Annotated in this window: 20 protein-coding genes and 3 tRNA genes; 15 read left to right on the forward strand and 8 right to left on the reverse strand. The window is 69.3% G+C overall.

The features are described 5' to 3' along the window. Positions 1–15 precede the first annotated feature (15 nt). From QQZ11_RS03890 to moaC, 5 genes are read left to right on the forward strand one after another with little or no spacing between them, the layout of a single operon-like run. Positions 16–1,416 carry an MFS transporter gene (locus tag QQZ11_RS03890; protein ID WP_284548783.1) on the forward strand — a complete coding sequence of 467 codons (1,401 nt, stop codon included), beginning with the start codon at positions 16–18 and terminating at the stop codon, positions 1,414–1,416. Continuing rightward, the gene (locus QQZ11_RS03895; protein WP_284548785.1) at positions 1,416–1,856 is read left to right on the forward strand and encodes a molybdenum cofactor biosynthesis protein MoaE; all 441 of its coding nucleotides are present in this window, start codon (positions 1,416–1,418) and stop codon (positions 1,854–1,856) included. Before QQZ11_RS03890 ends, QQZ11_RS03895 begins: the two co-directional genes overlap by 1 nt. Next, positions 1,847–2,611, forward strand: a complete 765-nt coding sequence (locus QQZ11_RS03900) for a HesA/MoeB/ThiF family protein (protein ID WP_284548787.1) — start codon at positions 1,847–1,849, stop codon at positions 2,609–2,611. Before QQZ11_RS03895 ends, QQZ11_RS03900 begins: the two co-directional genes overlap by 10 nt. Then, entirely contained in the window at positions 2,608–3,870 is a 1,263-nt protein-coding gene (locus QQZ11_RS03905) for a molybdopterin molybdotransferase MoeA (protein ID WP_284548789.1), read from the forward strand. The genes QQZ11_RS03900 and QQZ11_RS03905 overlap by 4 nt, the downstream gene beginning before the upstream one ends. Continuing rightward, positions 3,867–4,352: a cyclic pyranopterin monophosphate synthase MoaC gene (moaC, locus tag QQZ11_RS03910; RefSeq protein ID WP_284548791.1), complete on the forward strand. Its 486-nt coding sequence runs from the start codon at positions 3,867–3,869 to the stop codon at positions 4,350–4,352. Before QQZ11_RS03905 ends, moaC begins: the two co-directional genes overlap by 4 nt. A gap of 37 nt (positions 4,353–4,389) precedes the next feature. Here the strand turns inward: moaC and QQZ11_RS03915 are convergent, their stop codons facing one another. Beyond that, complete coding sequence (locus QQZ11_RS03915) at positions 4,390–4,893, reverse strand: MogA/MoaB family molybdenum cofactor biosynthesis protein (RefSeq protein WP_284548794.1); 504 nt, start codon at positions 4,891–4,893, stop codon at positions 4,390–4,392. A 131-nt stretch (positions 4,894–5,024) separates the two neighbouring features. On the opposite strand from QQZ11_RS03915, the gene QQZ11_RS03920 reads away from it, so the two are divergent. The 6 genes from QQZ11_RS03920 (at position 5,025) to QQZ11_RS03945 (ending at position 11,904) form a co-directional block, all read left to right on the forward strand. Then, a complete protein-coding gene (locus tag QQZ11_RS03920) occupies positions 5,025–5,435 on the forward strand; it encodes a TOBE domain-containing protein (RefSeq protein WP_284548796.1) in 411 nt (136 codons plus the stop codon). Between the two features lie 125 nt (positions 5,436–5,560). Further along, entirely contained in the window at positions 5,561–6,256 is a 696-nt protein-coding gene (modA, locus tag QQZ11_RS03925; protein WP_284548798.1) for a molybdate ABC transporter substrate-binding protein, read from the forward strand. Beyond that, positions 6,249–7,040, forward strand: a complete 792-nt coding sequence (locus tag QQZ11_RS03930) for an ABC transporter permease (protein ID WP_284548799.1) — start codon at positions 6,249–6,251, stop codon at positions 7,038–7,040. The genes modA and QQZ11_RS03930 overlap by 8 nt, the downstream gene beginning before the upstream one ends. Next, positions 7,033–7,719 carry an ATP-binding cassette domain-containing protein gene (locus QQZ11_RS03935; protein ID WP_284548800.1) on the forward strand — a complete coding sequence of 229 codons (687 nt, stop codon included), beginning with the start codon at positions 7,033–7,035 and terminating at the stop codon, positions 7,717–7,719. Before QQZ11_RS03930 ends, QQZ11_RS03935 begins: the two co-directional genes overlap by 8 nt. A 9-nt stretch (positions 7,720–7,728) precedes the next feature. Continuing rightward, the gene (locus QQZ11_RS03940; protein ID WP_284548801.1) at positions 7,729–9,771 is read left to right on the forward strand and encodes a S9 family peptidase; all 2,043 of its coding nucleotides are present in this window, start codon (positions 7,729–7,731) and stop codon (positions 9,769–9,771) included. 72 nt (positions 9,772–9,843) lie between these two features. Beyond that, a complete protein-coding gene (locus QQZ11_RS03945) occupies positions 9,844–11,904 on the forward strand; it encodes a M3 family metallopeptidase (protein WP_284548803.1) in 2,061 nt (686 codons plus the stop codon). A gap of 186 nt (positions 11,905–12,090) precedes the next feature. Here the strand turns inward: QQZ11_RS03945 and QQZ11_RS03950 are convergent, their stop codons facing one another. The 3 genes from QQZ11_RS03950 to QQZ11_RS03960 form a co-directional block, all read right to left on the reverse strand. After that, positions 12,091–12,813: a glycerophosphodiester phosphodiesterase gene (locus QQZ11_RS03950; RefSeq protein WP_284548804.1), complete on the reverse strand. Its 723-nt coding sequence runs from the start codon at positions 12,811–12,813 to the stop codon at positions 12,091–12,093. Positions 12,814–12,830: 17 nt separating this feature from the next. Then, positions 12,831–13,118, reverse strand: coding sequence for a hypothetical protein (locus QQZ11_RS03955; protein WP_284548806.1), 288 nt, complete (start codon positions 13,116–13,118; stop codon positions 12,831–12,833). Between the two features lie 170 nt (positions 13,119–13,288). Beyond that, a tRNA-Arg gene (locus QQZ11_RS03960) sits at positions 13,289–13,361 on the reverse strand. A 244-nt stretch (positions 13,362–13,605) separates the two neighbouring features. Between QQZ11_RS03960 and QQZ11_RS03965 the strand changes: the two genes are divergently transcribed. Next, positions 13,606–15,519, forward strand: coding sequence for a phosphoenolpyruvate carboxykinase (GTP) (locus QQZ11_RS03965; protein WP_446698809.1), 1,914 nt, complete (start codon positions 13,606–13,608; stop codon positions 15,517–15,519). Positions 15,520–15,566: 47 nt separating this feature from the next. Here QQZ11_RS03965 and QQZ11_RS03970 read toward each other — a convergent pair. Beyond that, positions 15,567–15,659 (reverse strand) — tRNA-Ser (locus QQZ11_RS03970). 151 nt (positions 15,660–15,810) lie between these two features. Between QQZ11_RS03970 and QQZ11_RS03975 the strand changes: the two genes are divergently transcribed. After that, the gene (locus tag QQZ11_RS03975; RefSeq protein ID WP_284548807.1) at positions 15,811–17,808 is read left to right on the forward strand and encodes an LCP family protein; all 1,998 of its coding nucleotides are present in this window, start codon (positions 15,811–15,813) and stop codon (positions 17,806–17,808) included. 85 nt (positions 17,809–17,893) lie between these two features. Here the strand turns inward: QQZ11_RS03975 and QQZ11_RS03980 are convergent, their stop codons facing one another. After that, positions 17,894–18,361 carry a hypothetical protein gene (locus QQZ11_RS03980; RefSeq protein ID WP_284548808.1) on the reverse strand — a complete coding sequence of 156 codons (468 nt, stop codon included), beginning with the start codon at positions 18,359–18,361 and terminating at the stop codon, positions 17,894–17,896. A gap of 86 nt (positions 18,362–18,447) precedes the next feature. Next, a tRNA-Ser gene (locus QQZ11_RS03985) sits at positions 18,448–18,530 on the reverse strand. A 54-nt stretch (positions 18,531–18,584) separates the two neighbouring features. Between QQZ11_RS03985 and QQZ11_RS03990 the strand changes: the two genes are divergently transcribed. Further along, positions 18,585–19,601: an NAD(P)H-quinone oxidoreductase gene (locus QQZ11_RS03990; RefSeq protein ID WP_284548809.1), complete on the forward strand. Its 1,017-nt coding sequence runs from the start codon at positions 18,585–18,587 to the stop codon at positions 19,599–19,601. Positions 19,602–19,616: 15 nt separating this feature from the next. On the opposite strand, the gene QQZ11_RS03995 is transcribed toward QQZ11_RS03990, so the two are convergent. Beyond that, a complete protein-coding gene (locus tag QQZ11_RS03995) occupies positions 19,617–20,222 on the reverse strand; it encodes a DUF2461 domain-containing protein (RefSeq protein ID WP_284548810.1) in 606 nt (201 codons plus the stop codon). A 76-nt stretch (positions 20,223–20,298) separates the two neighbouring features. Here QQZ11_RS03995 and QQZ11_RS04000 point away from each other — a divergent pair, with 76 nt between their 5' ends. Beyond that, positions 20,299–21,078, forward strand: a complete 780-nt coding sequence (locus QQZ11_RS04000; RefSeq protein WP_284548811.1) for an HAD-IIA family hydrolase — start codon at positions 20,299–20,301, stop codon at positions 21,076–21,078. Positions 21,079–21,145 lie beyond the last annotated feature (67 nt).

Raw genomic sequence — 21,145 nt, forward strand, 5'->3', positions numbered from 1 at the left:
ATCGAGGACATCACCATGACCACCACCACACGACCCGCCACCCAGGGGGACTGGCTGACCAGTTGGGACCCGGAGGACGAGCAGCGCTGGAACAAGCCGCTCGCCTGGCAGACCCTGATCGTCACCACCGTCAGCCTCACCCTCTGCTTCGTCGCCTGGTTCCTGCCGAGCGCCATCATCCCGAAGCTGAACGCGCTGGGCTTCGGGTTCACCAAGTCACAGCTCTACTGGCTCGCCTCGATGCCGGGACTGTCGGCCGGTCTGCTGCGCCTGTTCTGGATGGTGCTGCCACCCAAGATCGGCACCCGCAAGATGGTGGCCGCCACCACCCTGCTGCTGTTGCTGCCGATGCTGGGCTGGGGAGTGGAGGTGCAGCACATCGGACAGACCCCCTACTGGAAGTTCCTCGCGCTGAGCTTCCTCGCCGGTATCGGCGGTGGCGCCTTCTCGGGATTCATGCCCTCGACCTCGTTCTTCTTCCCGCGGCGCATGCAGGGCACCGCCCTGGGCCTGCAGGCCGGCATCGGCAACTTCGGTGTCTCGCTCGTGCAGCTGCTGACCCCGTGGATGATCGGCTTCTCGATGGTCGGCTTCCTGGGTGCCTCGCAGGCGATGAAGCGCCCCGGCCAACAGCCGGTCGACGTCTGGTACCAGAACGCAGCCTTCTTCTACGTGCCGCTGATCGTGTGCGTGGCCATCTGGGCGTGGATCGTGCTGCGGTCCGTGCCGGTGAAGGCCAGCATCCGCCAGCAGTTCGACATCTTCCGCAACCAAGACACCTGGTGGATGACGGTGCTCTACATCATGACCTTCGGCACCTTCTCGGGGCTCTCGGCCCAGTTCGGACTGCTGATGTCAAACCTCTACGGCAGTGGCAACTCCGCCATCGTCCAGGGAACCGGCGCCGCCGCGCGGGTGCTGATCGAGGGCTACCACGTGCCCGACCCGGTGAAGTTCGTCTTCCTGGGGCCGCTGGTCGGTGCCGCCGCCCGCGTGATCTTCTCACCCCTCACCGACCGCATGGGCGGTGCCATCTGGACGCTCATCTCGGGACTGGGAATCCTGGTGTCGATCATCGTCACCATCCCCTCCCTCACCCCCGACACCTCATCGGCCGCGAGCCTGCAGAGCGGGTTCAACCTCTTCCTGGGCGGCATGCTGGCCATCTTCCTGTTCGCGGGCATCGGCAATGCCTCCACCTTCAAACAGATGCCGATGATCTTCGAGCGCCGCCAGGCCGGCGGGGTGATCGGCTGGACCGCCGCGATCGCAGCGTTCGGCCCCTTCCTGTTCGGGGTAGGTTTGACGATCATGTCTGCCACCGCCTTCTACGTCATCGGCGCCTGCTGGGCCGTTGCCTGCATCGCGATCACATGGTGGCGTTACGCCCGCAAGCACGCTCCGAAGCCGAGCTGATGGCAGCGGCCCCCACCACGGCACGCATCGGCTCGTCCGGCGTCACCGACCACCCCATCGACACCGCCCGCCTCTTGGCCGAGGTGGACGACCCGGCTGCGGGCGCGGTGGCCACGTTCGCGGGCATCGTCCGCAACCACGACCACGGACGAGACGTCACCTCGATCGACTACCTGGGCCACCCCACCGCGTCCGAGGTGATGGCCCAGGTGGTCGCCGAGTTCGCCGGTCGCCAGGGGGTGCACGCCATCTCGGCCGAGCACCGGGTGGGCTCACTGGTGGTGGGCGACGTGGCGCTGTTCGTGGCCGTCGCGGCCTCCCACCGCGGGCAGGCGTTCGCCGCCGTCAGCGAACTGGTCGACGAGGTGAAGGCCCGGCTACCGATCTGGAAGAAGCAGTACCTGGCCGACGGCAGTCACGAGTGGTCTGAATGCCCGTGAGCGGGGTGCCGGTGGCTGGGCTGGACGAGGTGCAGCGGGAGCGCTACCTGCGCAACACCTCAGTGGTCGGACTCGGTGAGCAGGGGCAACTGCGCTTGTTGGCCTCGTCCGTCCTGGTGATCGGCGCCGGAGGACTGGGCTCGGCGGCCCTCCCCTACCTCGCGGCCGCCGGCGTGGGCCGGATCGGCATCGTCGACGGCGACGTCGTCGAGCTCAAGAACATGCAGCGGCAGGTGCTGCACACCGACCTGGGACGCAACAAGGCGGAATCGGCCGCCGAGCGGCTGCGGCTGCTGAACCCCGACGTGCGGGTCGAGGCGCTCGAGCAGTACCTGAGCGCCGATCAGGCCCCCGACCTGTTCGCCGGCTACGACCTGGTGGTCGACTGCTGCGACACCTTCGACGCCAAGTTCATGATCAGCGATGCCTGTCGCCGGGCGGGTCGGCCGCTGGTCTGGGCGACCGCCGTGGGCATGCAGGGCCAGTGCTCAGTGTTCGGGGTGCCCGACAGGCACGGCGACCGGCTGTGGTTGCGTGACCTGATTCCCGAGGAGCCACACCCCGACGACTACCCTCGCGCCACCGAGATCGGCGTGCTGGGCGCCATGGTCGGCCAGATCGGGTCACTGCAGGCCACCGAGGCGATCAAACTGCTCGCCGGGGTCGGCCAGCCGCTCGTCGGGCGGGTGATGGTGCTCGACGCATTGACGGCCCGCTGGTCCGTACTGCCGCTCCGCTCGAGGGGACAGCGTTGAGCAGCCCCCTGCTCAGCGTCGAGGACCACCTCGAGCAGGTGCTCGCCCTCGGCCAACGGCTACCTCCCCAGTGGTGCCCCATCGACGAGGGTCTGGGACGGGTGCTCGCCGATGACGTCTCGGCCCGGGTGGCCGTTCCCCCCTTCGACAACTCGGCGATGGACGGTTTCGCGGTCCGTTCGTGCGACCTGGTCACCGGAGCCCGGCTGAGGGTGGTGGGTGACATTCCCGCCGGGGCCACGTCGTGGCCGTCGATCGGGCCGGGAGAGGCCGCGCGAATCATGACCGGTGCGCCGATGCCCCCCGGCGCCGACTGCGTGGTGCCGGTCGAACTCACCGACCAGCCCTGGGGTGATGTGGCGTTGCCGGCCTTCGTCGTCGTGCACGAGACGGTCCCCGCCGGCCGCCACGTGCGCCAGCGAGGAGAGGACGTCGAGGTCAACGAGGTGGTGCTCCCCGCCGGCCTGCGCTGGACCCCCGGCGCAGCCTCGTCCGCGGCCTCGCTGGGTCATGGTCAGGTGAGGCTGGTGGCCCGCCCGCGGGTGTCGGTCATCGCCACCGGGTCTGAGCTGGTCGCACCCGGTCACCGCCTCGGGCCGGGGCAGATCCCGGACTCCAACAGCGCGCTGGTCGCCGGTCTGCTCTCGTCGTTCGGCGCCGACCTCGGACCCGTCCTTCGGGTGGGCGACGACCCACAGGCCCTTCGGGCCGCCCTGGCCGAGGCGACCGGCGCCAGCGACCTGGTCGTCACCACGGGCGGGGTCTCCGTGGGGGCCTTCGAGGTGGTCCGACAGGTGGTCGAGGGTGAGGTCACGTTCACCCGAGTGGCCATGCAACCGGGCAAGCCGCAGGCCTGCGGCCTGGTCGCCGCGCCCGACGGACGACGCGTCCCCCTGCTCGGCCTTCCTGGGAACCCGGTGAGTGTGTTCGTGTCGAGCTGGTTGTTCGTCCGCCCCCTGGTGGCCAAGCTGGGCGGGTGGAGTGAGGATTGGCCCGGTGACGGGCTGCGGGATGGTCCGGGGGTGGACCTGCCGGCGCGCGAGGGCTGGCGCAGCCCTCCGGGCCGCCGCCAGTACCTGCCGGCCCGACGCGTCGACTCGGGCGTGGAGCCGGTGCACCGGTTGGGCTCCGGGTCGCACCTGGTGGCCTCCCTCGCCCTGGCCGACTGCTTGGTGGTGGTCGACGAGCAGGTGACCGAGGTGAGGGTCGGCGACCTGGTCGAGGTGCTCCCCCTGCACGGCCCTAGGGTTGGCCCATGAGCGAGTTCAGCCACCTCGACGCCAGCGGTCAGGCGCGCATGGTCGACGTCACGGGCAAGCAACCGACCGTGCGCAGCGCGACGGCGATTGCCTTCGTCCGCACCTCGGCCGCAGTGGTGGCAGCCCTGCGTGACGGCACGGTCCCGAAGGGCGACGTGCTCGCCGTGGCCCGCGTGGCCGGGATCGCCGCCGCCAAGCGAGTGCCCGACCTGCTCCCCCTCGCCCACGTCATCGGTGTGCACGGGGTGGTGGTAGACCTCGAGGTGACCGACGAGGGCGTGTCGGTGCGGTCCACCGTACGCACGGCCGACCGCACGGGCGTCGAGATGGAGGCCCTGACGGCCGCCACGGTGGCCGCGCTGGCCGTGGTCGACATGGTCAAGGGCGTCGACAAGTTCACCGAGATCACCGGGGCCATGGTGGTCGCCAAGACCGGTGGCAAGTCAGGCGACTGGGAGCGACCGGACACCTCGTCCCAGTAGCGGGCCGACGGGACGGGTCGCGCCAGAGTGGTCCCGGTCAGACGGGGTCCACCGGGTGGTCGCCGCCGTCGAGTTGGTCGACCACGTGGCCCAGCAGCGGGCCGAGCACGGTCAGCGCGTCGCGGGCACCACCCCGGCTGCCGGGAACGTTGACCACCAGCGCCGGCGCTCGTCCCTCTCGTCGAGCGACCCCGGCCAGACCGCTCGACAACCACGCCTGCGGGGTCTTGTGGGCACCAGCAGCGCGAATCGCCTCGCTGATACCGGGGATCTCCTGGTCGAGCAGGTCGCGCGTGGCCCGCACCGTCACATCACGCGGCCCCACCCCGGTGCCCCCGGTCGTGATCACCACCCGCGCGCCGGACTCGACACCGTCGATGATCGCCTGCCTGATCGCCTCGACCTCGTCCGGCACGATCACCGCCGCGTCGACCTCGAACCCCAGGTCGACCAACCCGTCGCGCAGGATCGGGCCCGACCTGTCCTCGTAGAGCTGGGCATGGGCGCGGTCGGAGCAGGTGATCACGAGGGCTCGACTCATGCACTCATCCTAGTGATGAGCCAGCACCGGCCACGGGGCAGGGAGGCCCGGTCACCGGCTCCAGCCGGGGCTCGACCGGATCACCTCGCGGACCGCGTTCCCTCCGCAGATGCGGCTGCTACCTTTCATCCATGCCGCACCTTCGGATCTCACAGGTGGCGACGCTGCTGGGCGTCAGCGATGACACGGTGCGTCGCTGGGTTGACCAGGACCGCCTGCCTGCCCACCGTGACGAGGCCAATCGACTGGTCGCCGACGGGGCGGACGTGGCGCGACTGGCCCAGGACCTGGCTGCCGACCTCGATCGGGACGGCCTCGACCCGGGCAGCCACCGGCGTTCCGCCCGGAACCACCTCACCGGGATCGTCACCCGGGTGGTGAGCGACCCCGTCATGAGCCAGGTCGAACTGCAGTGTGGCGCCAACCGGGTGGTCTCCCTGATCTCGACCGAGGCCGTGAACGAGTTGGGTCTGCAGGTCGGATCCGTTGCCACCGCCGTCATCAAGGCCACCAACGTCGGGCTCGAAGGAGCTCCGGAGTGACGTCGGCCCGTGGTGCTTCGCAAGCTCCGATCCACAACCGTGCCGTGGCCGGACATGTTGCTCGTGGTGAGCAACATTCCCTGCCTCAGCACGGTTCTGGATCGCTTCGCCGGACCAGGCTCGGCATGGTCCTGCTCCTCATCGTGGGGTTGACCGTCAGCGGCTGTCGCTCCGGGAACGGGACGACCACGGTCTTCGCCGCATCATCCCTGGCCACCGTCTTCCCGCAGATCTCGGACGCGGCCCGGGCCCCCGCGACCTTCAGCTTCGACGGCTCCTCGGGCCTGGTCGACCAACTCGCCGGCGGGGCCCCGGCCGACGTGCTCGCGACGGCCGACCGCACCACCATGGACCGCGCGGTCAAGGCGGGACTGGTCAGCACCCCCCGTCAGTTCGCCACCAACCGGTTGGCGATCGTGGTCGCCCGCGGCAACCCCCTGTCCATCACCGACCTCACCGACCTGACGGGGCGCAAACTCGTCGTCTGCGCGCCCGAGGTTCCCTGCGGACGAGCCGCCGCCCAGATCGCCGCCGACCGGTCGATCCCGCTCCGACCCGTCTCCCAGGAACTCAAGGTGGCCGACGTCGTCGGCAAGGTCGCCTCTGGCGAAGCCGACGCCGGGCTGGCCTACACCACCGACGGCACCGACCGGGTGAGCGTCGTCCCCCTGCCCGGCGCGGAACGACACCTCACCACCCTGTGGATCGCCGTCGTCACCGACTCCCCGCACCCTGCGGCCGCGGACGCGTTCATCTCCGCCGTCGTCGGCACGACGGGCCAGACCCTGCTGCGCCAACGGGGGTTCGGCGCTGGTGGCTGAACCGCTCGTCACTCCACCACCCCGCACCGCCTGGCTGGCGTTCAGCCTCGCGGCTGCCCTCATCGGGCTGCCCCTGCTCGGGCTCATGGTGCGTGCCCCGTGGGCGCGCCTGCCCTCACTGCTGGCCGGTCACGAGGCACAGCAGGCGCTCGTGCTGAGTCTGGGCACCTGCTTGGTCAGCACCGCGGTCGTGGTGGTGCTGGGAGTACCGACCTCGCTGGTGCTGGCCCGATCCACCGGGCGCTGGGTGCAGGTGGCCCGCACCCTCTTCAGCCTGCCGATGGTGTTGCCGCCGGTGGTCGCGGGACTGGCCCTGCTGGCCACCTTCGGCCGCTGGGGCGTGGTGGGCCGTCCGCTCTCCCACGCAGGGATCGAGATCGGGTTCACCACCACGGCGGTGGTCATCTCGCAGGTGTTCGTCTCGCTGCCGTTCATGATCGGTTCGCTCGAGGGGGCGCTGCGGTCGTCCGGCACCCAACACGAGGTCGTGGCTGCGGGTCTGGGAGCGAGCCCTCTTCGGGTGTTCCTGACGGTCACGGTGCCGATGGCTGCCCCCTCCATCGGCGCCGCGGCGGCACTGGCCTTCGCCCGCGCCCTGGGGGAGTTCGGCGCCACGCTGACCTTCGCCGGCTCCCTGCCGGGGGTCACCCGCACCCTGCCGCTGGAGATCTACCTGCTCCGTGAGTCCGATTCCGATCTCTCGCTGGCCCTCTCCCTGGTACTGCTGGTCGTGGCCGCGGTGCTGGTGGTCGCCACCTCCCGCTGGAGCGGGAACCGTGGCTGACGCGGCGCGGGTGCGGGCCGTGGTGGACGCACGAGGGGTCGCGCTCGACCTCACCCTGCCGGCGGGGCTGACCACCGCCGTGGTCGGGCCCAACGGGGCCGGCAAGTCGACCCTCGTGCAGTTGTTGCAGGGCTCGGTCGTGCCCGACGAGGGGGAGATCGCGCTTGGTGAGCGTCGCTGGGTGCGCATCGGTCAGGGACGACGGGTGTGGGTGCCCCCCGAACGACGGGGCTGTGCGGTGGTGGGCCAGACGACGGGACTGTTCCCCCACCTGTCGGTGCTCGACAACGTCGCCTACGGCCCCCTCGCCCACCGACATTCCCGACGGTTCGCCCGCGACCGGGCCAGGGCCGAACTCGACTCACTCGGCCTGTCCGGTCTGGCCGACCGTCGTCCGCGGCAGTTGAGTGGGGGCGAGGCCAAGCGGGTGGCGATCGCCCGGGCGCTGGCCGTCGACCCGAGACTCGTGCTCCTCGACGAGCCCTTCGCGGGCGTCGACGCGACCGCGCTGCCGGAGCTGAGGTCGGTGCTCGGGGCACGTCTGGCCGGCTGCACGGCAGCGCTCGTGACGCACGACCCCGAGGACGTCCGGGTGCTCGCACACCACCTGGTCGAACTGGCCGGCGGCAGGGTGGCGACCAAACCCACCACATTCATGCGTGACTTCTCGGCTGGGTAAGTTGGGCCCATGCGCCCCGACCAACTTGACCTGCTGACCACCGTCTCGGAACCCGAGATCCACCCCTCCGGAACTTGGGCCGTCGTCTCGACCAGCCGCCCCAGCTTCGAGGTGGACTCCTACGTGGGCCAGTTGTGGCGCATCCCTCTTGACGGGGCGGGCCAGCCGCGGCGGATCACCCGCGGACGAGCCGACTCCGGTGCCCGGTTCAGCCCCGATGGCAGCGTGCTGGCCTTCCTGCGCGCCGTCGACGGCAAGCCCCAACTGCACCTGATGGAGGCCACCGGCGGGGAGCCGTTGGCCGTGACCGACCAGAAGTTGGGGGTGCGCGAGTTCTGCTTCTCACCCGACGGGTCAACCATCGCCTTCACCGCCCGTGTGCCCGAGGCGGGGCGTTACGGCACCGACGACGACATTCCCGCCGCCCTTGAGGACCCCCGGCACTTCACCGGCAACAAGCTGCAGATGAACGGCCTGGGGTGGCTCAACGGTCGACCGCTGCAGGTGTTCACCCTGACGGTGCCGGCCCTTGATGGCGAACCGGCACTGAAGCCCGTCGGGCGGGCCAAGCCGAGCCCCTCGGGCGAGAAGGACGACCCCGAGGCCGTCACGCTGGTTCCGAGGGCGACGCGGGTCACCGAAGACCAGGTCGACTGGTCCAACCCCACCTTCACCCCCGACGGCGCCGCGTTGATCGTCTCCGGCGAGGCCCACGACGGCCGCGAGAATGACCTGGTCGACGATCTCTACCGCCTCGAACTGCAGGGCAAGAAGTCCGGGCAGCTCACCCGGCTCACCAACACCGGCAAGCCCAAGCAGTGGATCGGCGCCGCTGCCCCGGTGCACTCGTCCGACGGCAAGCACCTCTTCTTCGTGGGACAGCCCCTGGGTGAGACGGGTCGGGACTTCATCGGCCACCACGCGCAGGTGTACGTGCTGCCTGCCACCACCGAGAAGGGCGTCAAGGGCAAGCCCACGATCGTCACCGATGCCTCCATCACCGTGGCCAGCCAGCCCCGACCCTTCGGGGACGACGGGGTCATCTTCACCGACGACCATCGAGGGTCGGGACGAATCCTCACGGCCACGGCGAAGGGCAAGGTCGAGGTGATCTTCGACGGTGCGCTGATGGCCCAGGCCGTCGCCGCAGTGGGCGACACCGTGGTCGCGACCGTGGCCGGTTCACGGACGATGGGCGAGGTCGCCCTCGTCCGCGACGGCTCGGTCACGGTGCTGACCGATTTCTCGGCAGCCCTGCAGCAGCAGACCAGCATCGTCGACCCCATCGAGTTCGAGACCACCGGCGCCGACGGCTACCCCGTGCACGGCTGGGTGCTGAAGCCGACCCGCCGGGGCAAGGGACGCACCCCGGTCCTGCTCAACATCCATGGCGGGCCCTACGCCGCCTACCACGAGACCTATTTCGACGAGTTCCAGGCCTACCTCGAGGCCGGGTACGCCGTGGTCGCCTGCAACCCCCGCGGTGCGATGGGTTACGGAGCCGAGCACGGTCAGGCCATCAAGGGCGACTTCGGGAATCTCGACATGGCCGACATCCTCACCTTCCTCGACGGGGCGCTCGCAGCCAACCCCGATCTGGACGCCGACCGGGTCGGCATCATGGGCGGCTCCTATGGCGGCTACATGACGGCGTGGATCATCGGTCACGACCACCGCTGGGCCGGTGCCATCGTCGAACGCGGCTTCCTCGACGGGGCGACCTTCGTGGGATCGTCCGACATCGGCTGGTTCTTCGCCGGTGAGTACCAGGGCCATTCAGCCGAGGAGATGAACCGCCAGTCACCGATGTGGCTCACCGACCAGGTGACCACCCCGACACTGGTGCTGCACTCCGAACTCGACCTGCGCTGCCCGATCGCGCAGGGTCTGAACTACTACGGACGACTGAAGCAGGCGGGGGTTGACGCCGAGTTGCTGGTCTTCCCGGGCGAGAACCACGAACTGACCCGGTCGGGCAGCCCGTGGCACCGTCGCCAGCGCTTCGAGAAGATCCTGGAGTTCTGGGGCAAGCACCTCCCCGTCAAGGCCTGACTTCCCAACGCCGCATCGCCCCTCACGAACCCGCAACCATGACCAGCCAGCACGCATGACGACAGGACACCCATGACCAATCCCCTGCTCTCCCCCTCGACGCTGCCGTTCAAGCTGCCCGACTATGCGACCCTCACCACCGAGCAGTACCGGGAGGGCATCGCGGTCGGCATGGCCGAGCAGTTGGCCGCACTCGAGCAGGTGGCGACGGACGAGACACCCGCCACCCTCGACAACGTGCTCGGCACCTGGGAGCGCTCGGGGGCAACCCTGGAGCGTTCACTGAACGCCTTCTGGGTGGCGCGGTCGGCGCACTCCACGCCCGATCGGGACGCACTGATGGCCTGGGCATCGCCGCTGCTGGCCGCGCACAGCGACACCATCGCCCTCGACTCCCGCCTGCACCAGCGCCTGCTGGCCCTGCAGGCGCGCGTGGATGCCGGTGAGGTCGAGGCTGACGAGCAGGACAGGTGGCTGCTCACCGATCGCTTGCGCGACTACGACCGTTCGGGCATCGGACTGCCGGCGGACCAGCAGGACAGGCTGCGGGCGCTCAACTCCGAACTGGCGAGCCTGTCGACCACCTTTGACACCCAGCTGACGGCCGGGCGCAACGCGGCAGCCGTCCACGTCACCGACGAGGCTGAACTGGCTGGGTTGGACGAAGCGGAACGGCAGGCCCTCGCCGAGAATGCGGCCGCCCGCGGCCTGGACGGGTGGCTCATCCCCATCGTCAACACCTCGGGGCAGCCGGTGCTCGACTCCCTCGAGAACCGAGAACTGCGCCGCCGGGTGTACGAGGCCTCCGTCACCCGCAACCTGTCGGGCGAGCACGACTCCCGCGAGACGCTGGTGCGGATCGCCCGGCTGAGGGCCGAACGTGCCCAGCTCCTCGGCCACCCCCATCACGCCTCGTGGGCCCACGAGGTCACGTGCGCGGGCGACACCGCGACCGTCAACCAGATCCTCGCGCAGCTCACCCCGGGGGTCGCCAGCATCGTGAACCGGGAGGCCATCCAGCTGCAGGAGCGTCTGCACGCGATCGACCCGGGAGCAACGCTGGAGCCGTGGGACTGGCAGTTCCTGGCCACCCAGCAGGCGGCCGAGACAGCCTTCGACACCGACCAGTTGAAGCCCTACCTCGAGTTCGAGCGCGTGCTGCACGAAGGCGTCTTCGCCGCCGCCACCGCCCTGTACGGGATCACCTTCGTGGAGCGTCCCGAGTTGGTCGGCTACACCGACCAGGCTCGCGTCTTCGAGGTGCGTGAGGGTGACGGCAGCCCCGTGGGTGCCGTCGTGATCGACGCCTACACCAGGCCCACCAAGAAGGGCGGAGCCTGGATGACCTCGATCGTCGACCAGTCCGACCTGCTCGGCGACCTGCCAGTGGTGACCAACACCTGCAATGTGCCACCGCCCGCGACGGGGTCACCCAGCCTGATGAGCTGGGACAACGTGATCACCCTGTTCCACGAGTTCGGCCACGACCTGCACGGGTTGCTGTCGAAGGTGCGATACCCGTCGAAGGCGGGCACGGCCGTGCCGCGCGACTTCGTGGAGTTCCCCAGCCAGGTCAATGAGATCTGGGCCTGGGAGCCCGCCCTGATCGCCCGCTACGCCCGCCACCACCAGACCGGCGAGCCGGTGCCCCAGGAGTGGATCGACCAACTGGTCGCCAACCGTCAGGAGTCGGGGTATCACACCTTCGAACTGCTGGCCGCGATGCTGCTCGACCAAGCCTGGCACCAGGCCTCGGTGGACGAACTACCCGCCAGCGGTGAGGGTGTCGAGGAGTTCGAGCGCGCGGCCCTGGAACGGACCGGCGCCTGGTCGCGCCTCGTCCCGCCGCGCTACCGGTCGTCGTACTTCAGCCACATCTTCGGCGGTGGTTACGCGGCCGGCTACTACTCCTACCTGTGGTCGGAGGTGATGGACGCCGACACCGTCGCCTGGTTCCGTGAGCAGGCCGACGACCAGCAGCCCGGTGGCATGACCCGCGCCGCCGGTGATCGGTTCCGCCGGGAGCTGCTCGGACGCGGTGGCTCGATCGAGGCCAAGGAGTCGTACCGACGCTTCCGCGGCTCCGACCCGGACGTGCGCCACCTGCTCGCCCGGTTGGGTCTGGACGCCTGACCCGTCGGCTCCGGCCCGTGCCCCTGCCCCTGCCCCCGCCCCGTGCGCAAACTCTCACCTTCGGGGCAAACTCTCGCGCTCTGGCGCGAGAGTTTGCCCAAACGGTGAGAGTTTGCGGGGGTGGGGGGTCCGGTGGAGCTCGGCGCCCGGTGTCGTCCGGAACAGCGACATGAAACCGGACGATCCTCAGCCGCGCAGCGCAACCGCCACGTCGGGGTGGTTGGTGATGATGGCGTCGACCTCGTCGCGCAGCATCATCGCCATGTGTCCGGGGTCGTTGACCGTCCAGACGTTGACCCGCAGCCCCGCCTCATGGGCGTGGGGAACGTAGTCGCCGTTGACCGCGACCAGCCCGTAGTGAGGGTGCAGGGCCTGCGCGCCGAGCGAGACGGCGTAGTCCCACGGCTCCACGAGCATGTCGGAGTGCAGCACCCCCACGGGTACCGGCGTGCCGGCGGCGATCATGTCGCGCACCGAGTAGTGGTTGAACGTGGAGTAGATGACCTGACCCGCGAGGTTCATGCTCGTGACCAGGGCGTCGAGGTCCTGGGCCAGGTCGGGGTAGGGCTCGATGGTGTTCTTCAGTTCGATGTTGACGAGGGCATCCGTGCCGACCACGAGGTCGAGCACCTCACGCAGGGTGGGAATCGTCGAGTTGGCATAGCCACCCATCCCCGCCGAGAAGTCGAACGCGCGCAGCTCTTCGAGGGTCAGGTCGACGATCCGGCCCTCGCCATTGCTCGTGCGCTCGACGGTCTCGTCGTGGATGACGACGATCTGGCCGTCCTTGGTGAGGTGAACATCGAGCTCGAAGCCGTCCGCCCCCTGCTCGAGGGCGAGCTCGAAGGCGGGCATGGTGTTCTCGGGTGCGTAGGCGCTGGCGCCTCGATGCGCGAGGATCTTCGTCATGGTCCTGACGTTACCCGTCAGCGCTGCGTGGGTGGCTCCATCGTGGTCCGCGGCGCCCAGGGCGACTCAGCGGGACTGCCCCCAAGCTCGTCGTAGTGGGCTGACTCGTCCTGGACTGGCTCGTACTGGACTGACTCGTACTGGGCTGACTCGTTCGGAACGGCGTCGCCGTACTGGGAGGGCTCCCCGTACGACTCGGGCTCCCGCCGACGGGTCAGGGTCACCACCAGCAACACCACGCCGAGCACCAGTAGTACCCCGAGGCCGGCGATCAGCGCCAGCACCAACAATCCCGTTCCAGCCATGCGTCGATGGTAGGGAGCCGCGGGGTCGGGTCGGGCCCAGCGTCCGGTGTGATTCATCCCACATCACCGAGAGGAATCCCTCTCCCACCAGCCCGTTCGTACTGAACGATCACTCAGCCCGGGACCATGGAACGCAAACGGCCCCGCAGAACTCTCTGCGGGGCCAGCTGCGCGCTCGGAGGGATTCGAACCCCCAACCTTCTGATCCGTAGTCAGATGCTCTATCCGTTGAGCCACGAGCGCTTTGCCCCGATGCGGAACATCGTTGGGCAGTCCCCCACTCTAGACCAGCCGCGCGCGAGTCGCCAAACCGAAGCACCCCACACCGCGTGCGGCGATTTCGTCCGCACCCTCCAGCTTCGTACCGTGGAGTCAGACACGTTGCCGACGATGTCGCGGAACTGCCGGACGACGAGGTCCGCCCAGCCCACCACCGTCGGTGGCCATCCGATTCGCTGTCGTACACCGCCGTACAGGAGACCGCGTCATGACCCTCACCGACCGTTCCCACACCGACCTGGCCGCAGAACCCCGCGCCGCCACACCCCCGGCCACCGAACCCCTCGCCGATACGCAGCAGAAGGCGACCGACGACCTGTTCGAGGGTGTCCCCGCCACCGGAGTCCTGCCGACGCACACCCGCATGCTGGCGTGGTTGCGCGAGGTCGTCCGACTCGTCGAACCGGCCGCCGTGCACTTCTGCGACGGATCCCGGCAGGAGGCAGATCGCCTCGCCGACCACCTCGTCGACGTGGGCACCTTCATCAGGCTGGACGAGCGCCGTCGTCCGAACTCCTACCTCGCGCGCACCGACCCTCGCGACGTCGCCCGGGTCGAGGACCGCACCTTCATCTGCTCCGTGGACGAGGCCGACGCCGGGCCCACCAACAACTGGATGGCCCCGAACCTCATGAAGGAGCACCTGCGTCCCCTCTTCCGGGGGTCGATGCGCGGCCGGACGATGTACGTGATGCCGTTCTGCATGGGCCCTGTGACCCCCGGGGCCAAGTTCGGTGTCGAGGTCTCCGACTCGGCCTATGTGGTGCTGTCGATGCGGGTGATGACCCGGATGGGCTCCGCCGTGCAGCAGGTGATGGATGCCCATCAGGTCGAGTTCGTCGAATGCCTGCACTCGGTCGGCTCCCCACTCGAGCCGGGCTCCGACGATGTCGCCTGGCCCTGCAACCCCGACATCTGGATCGCGCACTTCCCCGAGGAACGCAGCGTCTGGAGCTTCGGATCGGGCTACGGCGGCAACTCCCTGCTGGGCAAGAAGTGCTACGCCCTGCGCATCGCCTCGGTGATGGGGCGAGACGAGGGATGGCTCGCCGAGCACATGCTGGTGATCCGTCTCACCAGTCCCGAGGGACGCTCCCACCACGCCATCGCCGCGTTCCCCTCGGCCTGTGGCAAGACGAACCTGGCCATGCTCGAACCGACGCTGCCCGGTTGGACGGTGCAGACGCTGGGCGACGACATCGCCTGGCTGCGCTGGGACGACCAAGGGCGGCTGAGGGCGATCAACCCCGAGTTCGGGTTCTTCGGGGTGGCACCGGGCACCGGGATGGCGACCAACCCGATTGCCATGCGCACCCTCGAGCCGGGGCAGTCGCTGTTCACGAATGTGGCTCTGACCGATGACGGTGACGTCTGGTGGGAGGGCATGACCCCGGACCGTCCCGGCCACCTGATCGACTGGCGCGGCCATGACTGGACCCCCGACTCACCCGAGAAGGCGGCCCACCCCAACAGTCGCTTCTGCACCCCGCTCGAACAGTGCCCGACGTTGCATCCCGACTGGGATGACCCGGCCGGGGTGCCGGTCGACCTGATCATCTTCGGCGGGCGTCGGGCGACCACCGTGCCACTGGTCAGTGAGGCACGTGACTGGACGCACGGGGTGTTCCTGGGAGCGACCCTCTCGTCGGAGACCACGGCCGCAGCGTCCGGCGCGGTGGGTGTGCTGCGCCGTGACCCGATGGCGATGCTGCCGTTCATCGGCTACCACGTGGCTGACTACTTCGCCCACTGGCTCGCGCAGGACGCCCCGGGACGCCAGCTGCCGCGGATCTTCCAGGTGAACTGGTTCCGACGCAACCAGCACGGCTTCCTGTGGCCGGGGTTCGGCGACAACAGCCGGGTACTGGCGTGGATGGTAGGCCGCCTCGAGGGCACCGCCACCGGCATTGAGACCCCGATCGGGGTCGTCCCGACGGTGGACGCGCTCGACCTGACCGGGCTCGAGCTAGCCGTGGAACAGGTGAGCGAGGCGCTCAGGGTCGACCCGGACGAGTGGCGGGCCGAGGTGCCGCGCATCCGGGCGTGGCTCGCGTCCCTGGGCGAGCGAGTGCCTGCGGCGCTGCACCGGCAGGTCGACGAGGTGGAGGCACGTCTCGGTTGAGGACGACAGCACCCCCGGCCCTGGTGGGCCGGGGGTGCTGTCTGGTCTGGCGGAGGCGGCGGGATTTGAACCCGCGTGCGGCTTGTAGACCGCTCCCGCTTAGCAGGCGGGCGCCATAGACCGGACTAGGCGACGCCTCCGTGGTGCCCCGTGGGGCTCCATGACACCAGCACGAGGCTGGCATCGACGGCTCAGACTATCCGACGCCCGAGCATGCCGCCAACGCAGGCGACTCCGCTGCGGTGGATCGGCGTGCCTATGATTGCTTGGCAGCGCTGCGGAGGGAGCAGGATGAGCGACGACCAGTCGGGAGAGCCCGACGATGGCTCGCGCCTGCCCGACGGGCTGTTCCGCGGTGGAACCGAGGGCGAGGGCATGTGGCATCGTCCGGTCTCGAAGTTCGGGGACGAACTCACCGACGACACCCTCTTCCGGCGCAGCCGGCGACGGGCGGCCCCCGACGACGGACATCCCGAGGCAGTGGTCAACCCCCAGACCGGTGGCTACAGTCCCAAACGGGTCGACGCCTTCGGTCCCTTCCTGTCCTCCGACCTGCCCGCCTCTGACTTTCCTGCCTCTGACTTCCCTGGCTCGTGGGATCAGGCCTTCGCGGCCGGTGCGGCCCGCCCCGCCCAGCCCACGGACGAGCCACGAGGCGGCCCCCCGGGCGGAGGCGCCCAACGCCCCTTCACCGCCGCCGGCGAGTCGGGCGAGCCGCCACAGGGCGGTCCCCAGGTGGGCGAGTTCGACCGGCACCACCCGTTCACCCGCTCGTTGGTCAAGACCTTGGCCTCGGCCATCATCCCCGGGCTGGGACTGATCCGTTCCCGGGCGCGGTGGCTGGGCGTCACACTGACCGGGGCCGTGCTGCTGGCCGTGATCGTGATCGGCGGATGGGCCCTGAGCGACCCGGTGGCGGCTGCCGCCACCGCCGTCAAGCCCTCCGTGCTGCACCCCTTGTCGATCGTCCTCGTCGTGGTCGCCCTGCTGTGGGTGGTCGTCATCGTGGGGACGCACCTGATCACCCGTCCGGCGCACCGCACCCGGGCGCAGTCGATCGTGGGCGCGCTCGTGGTGGGCGGGCTGAGTTTCGCCATCGCGGCACCGATGGCAGTCGCCAGCCGTTACTCCGCCACCCAGGCCGGGTTGGTCGAGGGTGTCTTCTCGAGCAGCGACCAGAAGAAGTCGCAGACCCGCCCCACCATCGACACGAAGGGCAAGGCCGCGGACGTGTGGGCGAAGAAGCCGCGTCTGAACATCCTGCTCGTGGGTCTGGACAACACCGCGGCACGCCACTACTCCGACGTCGACGTCTCCACGGACACCATGATGGTGGCCTCGATCGAGACCTCCACGGGGAACATGGTGATCACCCAGGTGCCGAGGAACATGGCCCGGGTGCCCTTCCCCACCGGCAGTGAGCTGTCCAAGCGGTACCCGCGTGGCTGGTACGACGGCAAGAACGCCGACAACTCCAACTACTTCGCCAACGCCATCTGGGGCCACCTGCCTGCGGAGCAGCCCGATCTGTTCAAGAACACCGACTACCCGGGCGCCGACGCCCTCAAGTACGGGCTCGAAGGTGCCCTGGGCCTCAAGATCGACTACTTCGTCGCCCTCAACATCGACGGGCTGATGGCCCTGATCGACGCCATGGGCGGCGTCCGCCTCAACGTCAACCAGCGTATCCCGATCGGTGGCAACGACGTCCGCGGGCCGGTCGGCTACATCGAACCCGGCCAGAACAAGCTGCTGAACGGCTATTACGCCATGTGGTACGCCCGGGCCCGGCACGGTCTCGACGGCGGCGACTTCTCACGCATGGGCCGCCAGACCTGCGTGATCAAGGGAGTGCTCGACCAGGCCGACCCGGCCACCATGCTCACCCGCTACGAGGCGATCGCCAAGGCGTCCGAGAAGATGGTCGAGACCGACATCCCGCAAGACCTGTTGCCGGCACTGCTGGAACTGGCCGTGCGCGTGAAGAACGGTCGGCAGGCGCGGGTGCTCTTCGTCCACCAGAAGGACGGATTCATCACCTACGACCCCGACTACGCGATGATGCGCGCCCGGGTCGCCGCCGCGATCAAGGCCGTGGACGAGCAGCCGTCCGGTACTCCCAGTGCCGTGCCGAGCTCGGCCACTCCCAGCGGATCAGAGAGTTCGGCCACGCCCAGCGCCCCCGCCGGGTCGACCTCGGCCACGCCGGCACCGGCCGAGAGCTTGGTCGACGCCTGCGCCTGGGACCCGGCTTCGACGGCGAGTCCGTCGGCGACTCCTCGTCGCTGATCTGCCCGACTCGCGGATCGAGGAGAGACCGGAAGCCCCGTGCCACATCCGGTCCTTGCAGAGTGCGAGGTGAGTGGGACGAGCCTCAGCCGAAGTGGGTGTAACCGCGGTCGGCGTCGAGTCGCTCGACGATCTCGGCCTGGAGCCCCAGCATCTGCGGGTCGGAGCCGCCCAGGGGTGACCAGATGTGCACCCGCTCGACCTCGCCGTGGCTGATCACCAGGTGCGACCCGTCCTCGGAGGCCCCGACCTTGGTCACCTCCGACCACCGTCCGTGTCTGTCGCCGCCGCCGCCCCGCGAGAGCTTCGGCGCGAGCACGCGATAGCCCTCGGCGTCGAGCTGCACCGTGACCGCGTTCGTCCGGCTCGCGAGCCACGCGAGCGCCACCAGGGCGACGGCGAGAGCCAGCACGACCACACCGGTGATGGTCACCCAGGTCGTCGAGCTGGCGAGTTGGCCGCCGACCACCATGACGGCACCGATCACACTCAGCACGGCCGCCACGGCGAACGCGCGGATCGCCGGACGGGGTCGGAGCACGTATTCCGCCACGGTGGCCTCCCTGCCTGGTCCCGGCAACACCTGGCGCCTGCGACACAGAGTGCCGCGAGTCCCGGAGCTGGCGATTGTTGGGTACGCGGCGAGGGTGGGATTCGAACCCACGGAGGTTGCCCTCGGCCGCTTTCAAGGCGGCTGCACTAGTCCACTATGCGACCTCGCCAGAGCAGGTTGCCCTGCTCGAGCGTCATCGTAGCGTCCATGGCAGGCTGGGGGCATGCGAGCCGTGAGCGTTGAGCCCTACCCCGCCGGTGAGGCACCCCTCGACCAGAAGGGACGACCCGTCCGTCCGCGCGCCGACCGGCTCCGGCTGGTCGAGGTCGACCGACCCACCCCTGCATCGGACGAACTGCTGGTGCGCACCGTCGCGTCGGGGGTGAACCGAGCCGATCTGCTGCAACGCCAGGGCCTGTACCCGCCGCCGCCCGGCATCACCGATGTGATCGGCCTCGAGGCCAGCGGCGTGGTCGCACAGGTGGGCTCCGAGGTCGACGGCTGGTCGGTGGGCGACGAGGTGGTGGCCTTGCTGTCGGGTGGCGGCTACGGCGAGTACTTCGTGGTGCCGGCCGGTCAGGTCGTGCGGGCACCGGCAGGTGTTGACCTGGTCATTGCCGGGACCCTGATGGAGGTGGCGGCCACCGTGGTCTCCAACGCCGACCACGTACACCTTTCCGAGGGGGAGACCTTCCTCGTGCACGGCGGCGCGGGCGGCATCGGTTCGTTCGCGATCCAGTACGCCAAGCACCTCGGCTGCCGGGTCGCCGTCACCGCAGGCGGCGAGGCGAAGCTGCAGTACTGCCGTGACCTGGGCGCCGACATCGCGCTCGACTACCACGATGACTGGCTGGCCGGGCTCAAGGAGGCCACCGGCGGCCACGGTGCCGACGTCGTCCTTGACATCATGGGCGCCAAGTACCTCGAGCAGAACGTCGAGGCGCTGGCGACCGATGGCCGCTGCGTCATCATCGGCATGCAGGGAGGCACCAAGGGCACCCTCGACATCGCCTCGTTGCTGGCCAAGCGAGCAACGGTGACAGCGACCTCCCTGCGCTTCCGGCCCGTGGACCAGAAGTCGGCCATCTGCAGCCGGGTCGCGGAGGTGGTCTGGCCCTTGCTCGAATCGGGTGCCATCCGTCCCGCTCCCGTGGAGCGGTTCCCGATCACCGAGGTCGCGGCCGCGCATGCCCGACTCGAGTCGGGTGAGGTCAGCGGCAAGCTGGTGCTGGTGCACTGACGGCCGAGCCGACCCTCAGATGTCGGCGAGTGCCTCGTCCAGCCAGTCGATCACCGGAAGCAGGGCACGCCAGTCGCGACGCACCTGGGAGACGACGTTGGCCGGCAGGGTCTGGTAGCGCCTGCCAACCGTCAGCGTGGTGTGCCGCAACAGATCGGCCCGGGGATGCTCAGGGTCGTAGCCCCGGGGGACGCGCACCAGCCGGTCCCCGGCCACCTCGAAGGCCCGGGGTAGCTCGTCCAGCCGTCTCTGCAAGGTGCCGCCGTCGCCGTTCACGGCGTCCCTGAAGCTCTTCAGCACCGCCGGTTCGGCATGGTAGAAACCTCCACCGGTCATCAGGCCGTCGGCCGAGACCTGCACGTACCAGCCCATCGCTGGTCCCACCGGCACCCAGGCGCCCTGGTGCATCTTGTAGGGCGACTTGTCCTTGGCGAACCGCACGTCGCGGTTGGGACGAAAGATCTTGGCCTCCCCGAACTCGCCGGCGAGCGCTTCGACCAGTTCGAGCATCGGTTGGCGCACGTGTTCCTCCCAGTCCTGGCGGCGGGCCGTCCAGAACTCCCGGGAGTTGTCGACCTCGAGGTCGCGGTAGAAGTCGAAGGTCGCCTGCGAGAAGCTCACCCGTCAGATTCTAGGTCGGGATCGCCGCGTCGACCCCTGTCATCGGAGCGCAACATGGCCCGCCTACACTGCCGACATGCGCACACCTCGCGACATCGAATGCTGGTTGACCGACATGGATGGCGTGCTCGTGCACGAGAACGCCGCCATCCCCGGAGCGGCCGACCTGTTGAGCCTGTGGGTCGACACCTCGCACCGGTTCCTGGTGCTCACCAACAACTCCATCTTCACCCCGCGCGACCTGGCCGCACGACTGGAGCGGAGCGGCTTGTCGGTGCCGGAGGAGACACTGTGGACCTCTGCCCTGGCCACCGCCGCCTTCCTGCGCGACCAGCACCCGGGGGCCCGTCTCTACGCCATCGGTGAGGCTGGTCTCACCACCGCCCTGCACTCGGCGGGATTCATCCTCACCGAGGTGGACGTCGACTATGTCGTGCTCGGCGAGACACGTACCTACTCCTTCGAGCAGATCACCACCGCCGTCCGGTTGATCTCGAAGGGTGCGAAATTCATCTGCACCAACCCGGACGCCACCGGCCCGAGCCCCGAGGGACTGCTGCCCGCGACCGGCGCCGTGGCCGCCATGATCACCACGGCGACCAACCGTCGTCCCTACATCGTGGGCAAGCCCAACCCGATGATGTTCCGCTCGGCCCTCAACAAGATCGAGGCCCACTCCGAGACCACCGCGATGATCGGCGACCGCATGGACACCGACATCGTTGCTGGCATGGAGGCAGGCCTGTTCACCGTGCTGGTGCTGACCGGAATCACCAGCCGGGACGACCTCGAGCGCTTCCCCTACCAGCCCAGCCTGGTGGTCGAGTCGGTCGCCGAGTTGCGCGACATGCTCTGAGGTTCGGGACGGCGTCGGCTCGCACCTGCCCACGTCCCGCTCGCACTTGCCCTCGTAACGCACCACC

It is taken from the genome of Aestuariimicrobium sp. T2.26MG-19.2B (assembly GCF_950101875.1).
GTDB classification, from domain to species: Bacteria; Actinomycetota; Actinomycetes; order Propionibacteriales; family Propionibacteriaceae; genus Aestuariimicrobium; species Aestuariimicrobium kwangyangense.

Excerpts from the sequence above, each read along its gene's own strand:
- QQZ11_RS03890 (WP_284548783.1), top strand. The coding sequence starts at position 16 with ATGACCACCACCACACGACCCGCCACCCAGGGGGACTGGCTGACCAGT.
- QQZ11_RS03895 (WP_284548785.1), top strand. The coding sequence starts at position 1,416 with ATGGCAGCGGCCCCCACCACGGCACGCATCGGCTCGTCCGGCGTCACC.
- QQZ11_RS03900 (WP_284548787.1), top strand. The coding sequence starts at position 1,847 with ATGCCCGTGAGCGGGGTGCCGGTGGCTGGGCTGGACGAGGTGCAGCGG.
- moaC (WP_284548791.1), top strand. The coding sequence starts at position 3,867 with ATGAGCGAGTTCAGCCACCTCGACGCCAGCGGTCAGGCGCGCATGGTC.
- QQZ11_RS03915 (WP_284548794.1), bottom strand. The coding sequence starts at position 4,893 with ATGAGTCGAGCCCTCGTGATCACCTGCTCCGACCGCGCCCATGCCCAG.
- QQZ11_RS03920 (WP_284548796.1), top strand. The coding sequence starts at position 5,025 with ATGCCGCACCTTCGGATCTCACAGGTGGCGACGCTGCTGGGCGTCAGC.
- modA (WP_284548798.1), top strand. The coding sequence starts at position 5,561 with ATGGTCCTGCTCCTCATCGTGGGGTTGACCGTCAGCGGCTGTCGCTCC.
- QQZ11_RS03940 (WP_284548801.1), top strand. The coding sequence starts at position 7,729 with ATGCGCCCCGACCAACTTGACCTGCTGACCACCGTCTCGGAACCCGAG.
- QQZ11_RS03945 (WP_284548803.1), top strand. The coding sequence starts at position 9,844 with ATGACCAATCCCCTGCTCTCCCCCTCGACGCTGCCGTTCAAGCTGCCC.
- QQZ11_RS03950 (WP_284548804.1), bottom strand. The coding sequence starts at position 12,813 with ATGACGAAGATCCTCGCGCATCGAGGCGCCAGCGCCTACGCACCCGAG.
- QQZ11_RS03955 (WP_284548806.1), bottom strand. The coding sequence starts at position 13,118 with ATGGCTGGAACGGGATTGTTGGTGCTGGCGCTGATCGCCGGCCTCGGG.
- QQZ11_RS03965 (WP_446698809.1), top strand. The coding sequence starts at position 13,606 with ATGACCCTCACCGACCGTTCCCACACCGACCTGGCCGCAGAACCCCGC.
- QQZ11_RS03975 (WP_284548807.1), top strand. The coding sequence starts at position 15,811 with ATGAGCGACGACCAGTCGGGAGAGCCCGACGATGGCTCGCGCCTGCCC.
- QQZ11_RS03990 (WP_284548809.1), top strand. The coding sequence starts at position 18,585 with ATGCGAGCCGTGAGCGTTGAGCCCTACCCCGCCGGTGAGGCACCCCTC.
- QQZ11_RS04000 (WP_284548811.1), top strand. The coding sequence starts at position 20,299 with ATGCGCACACCTCGCGACATCGAATGCTGGTTGACCGACATGGATGGC.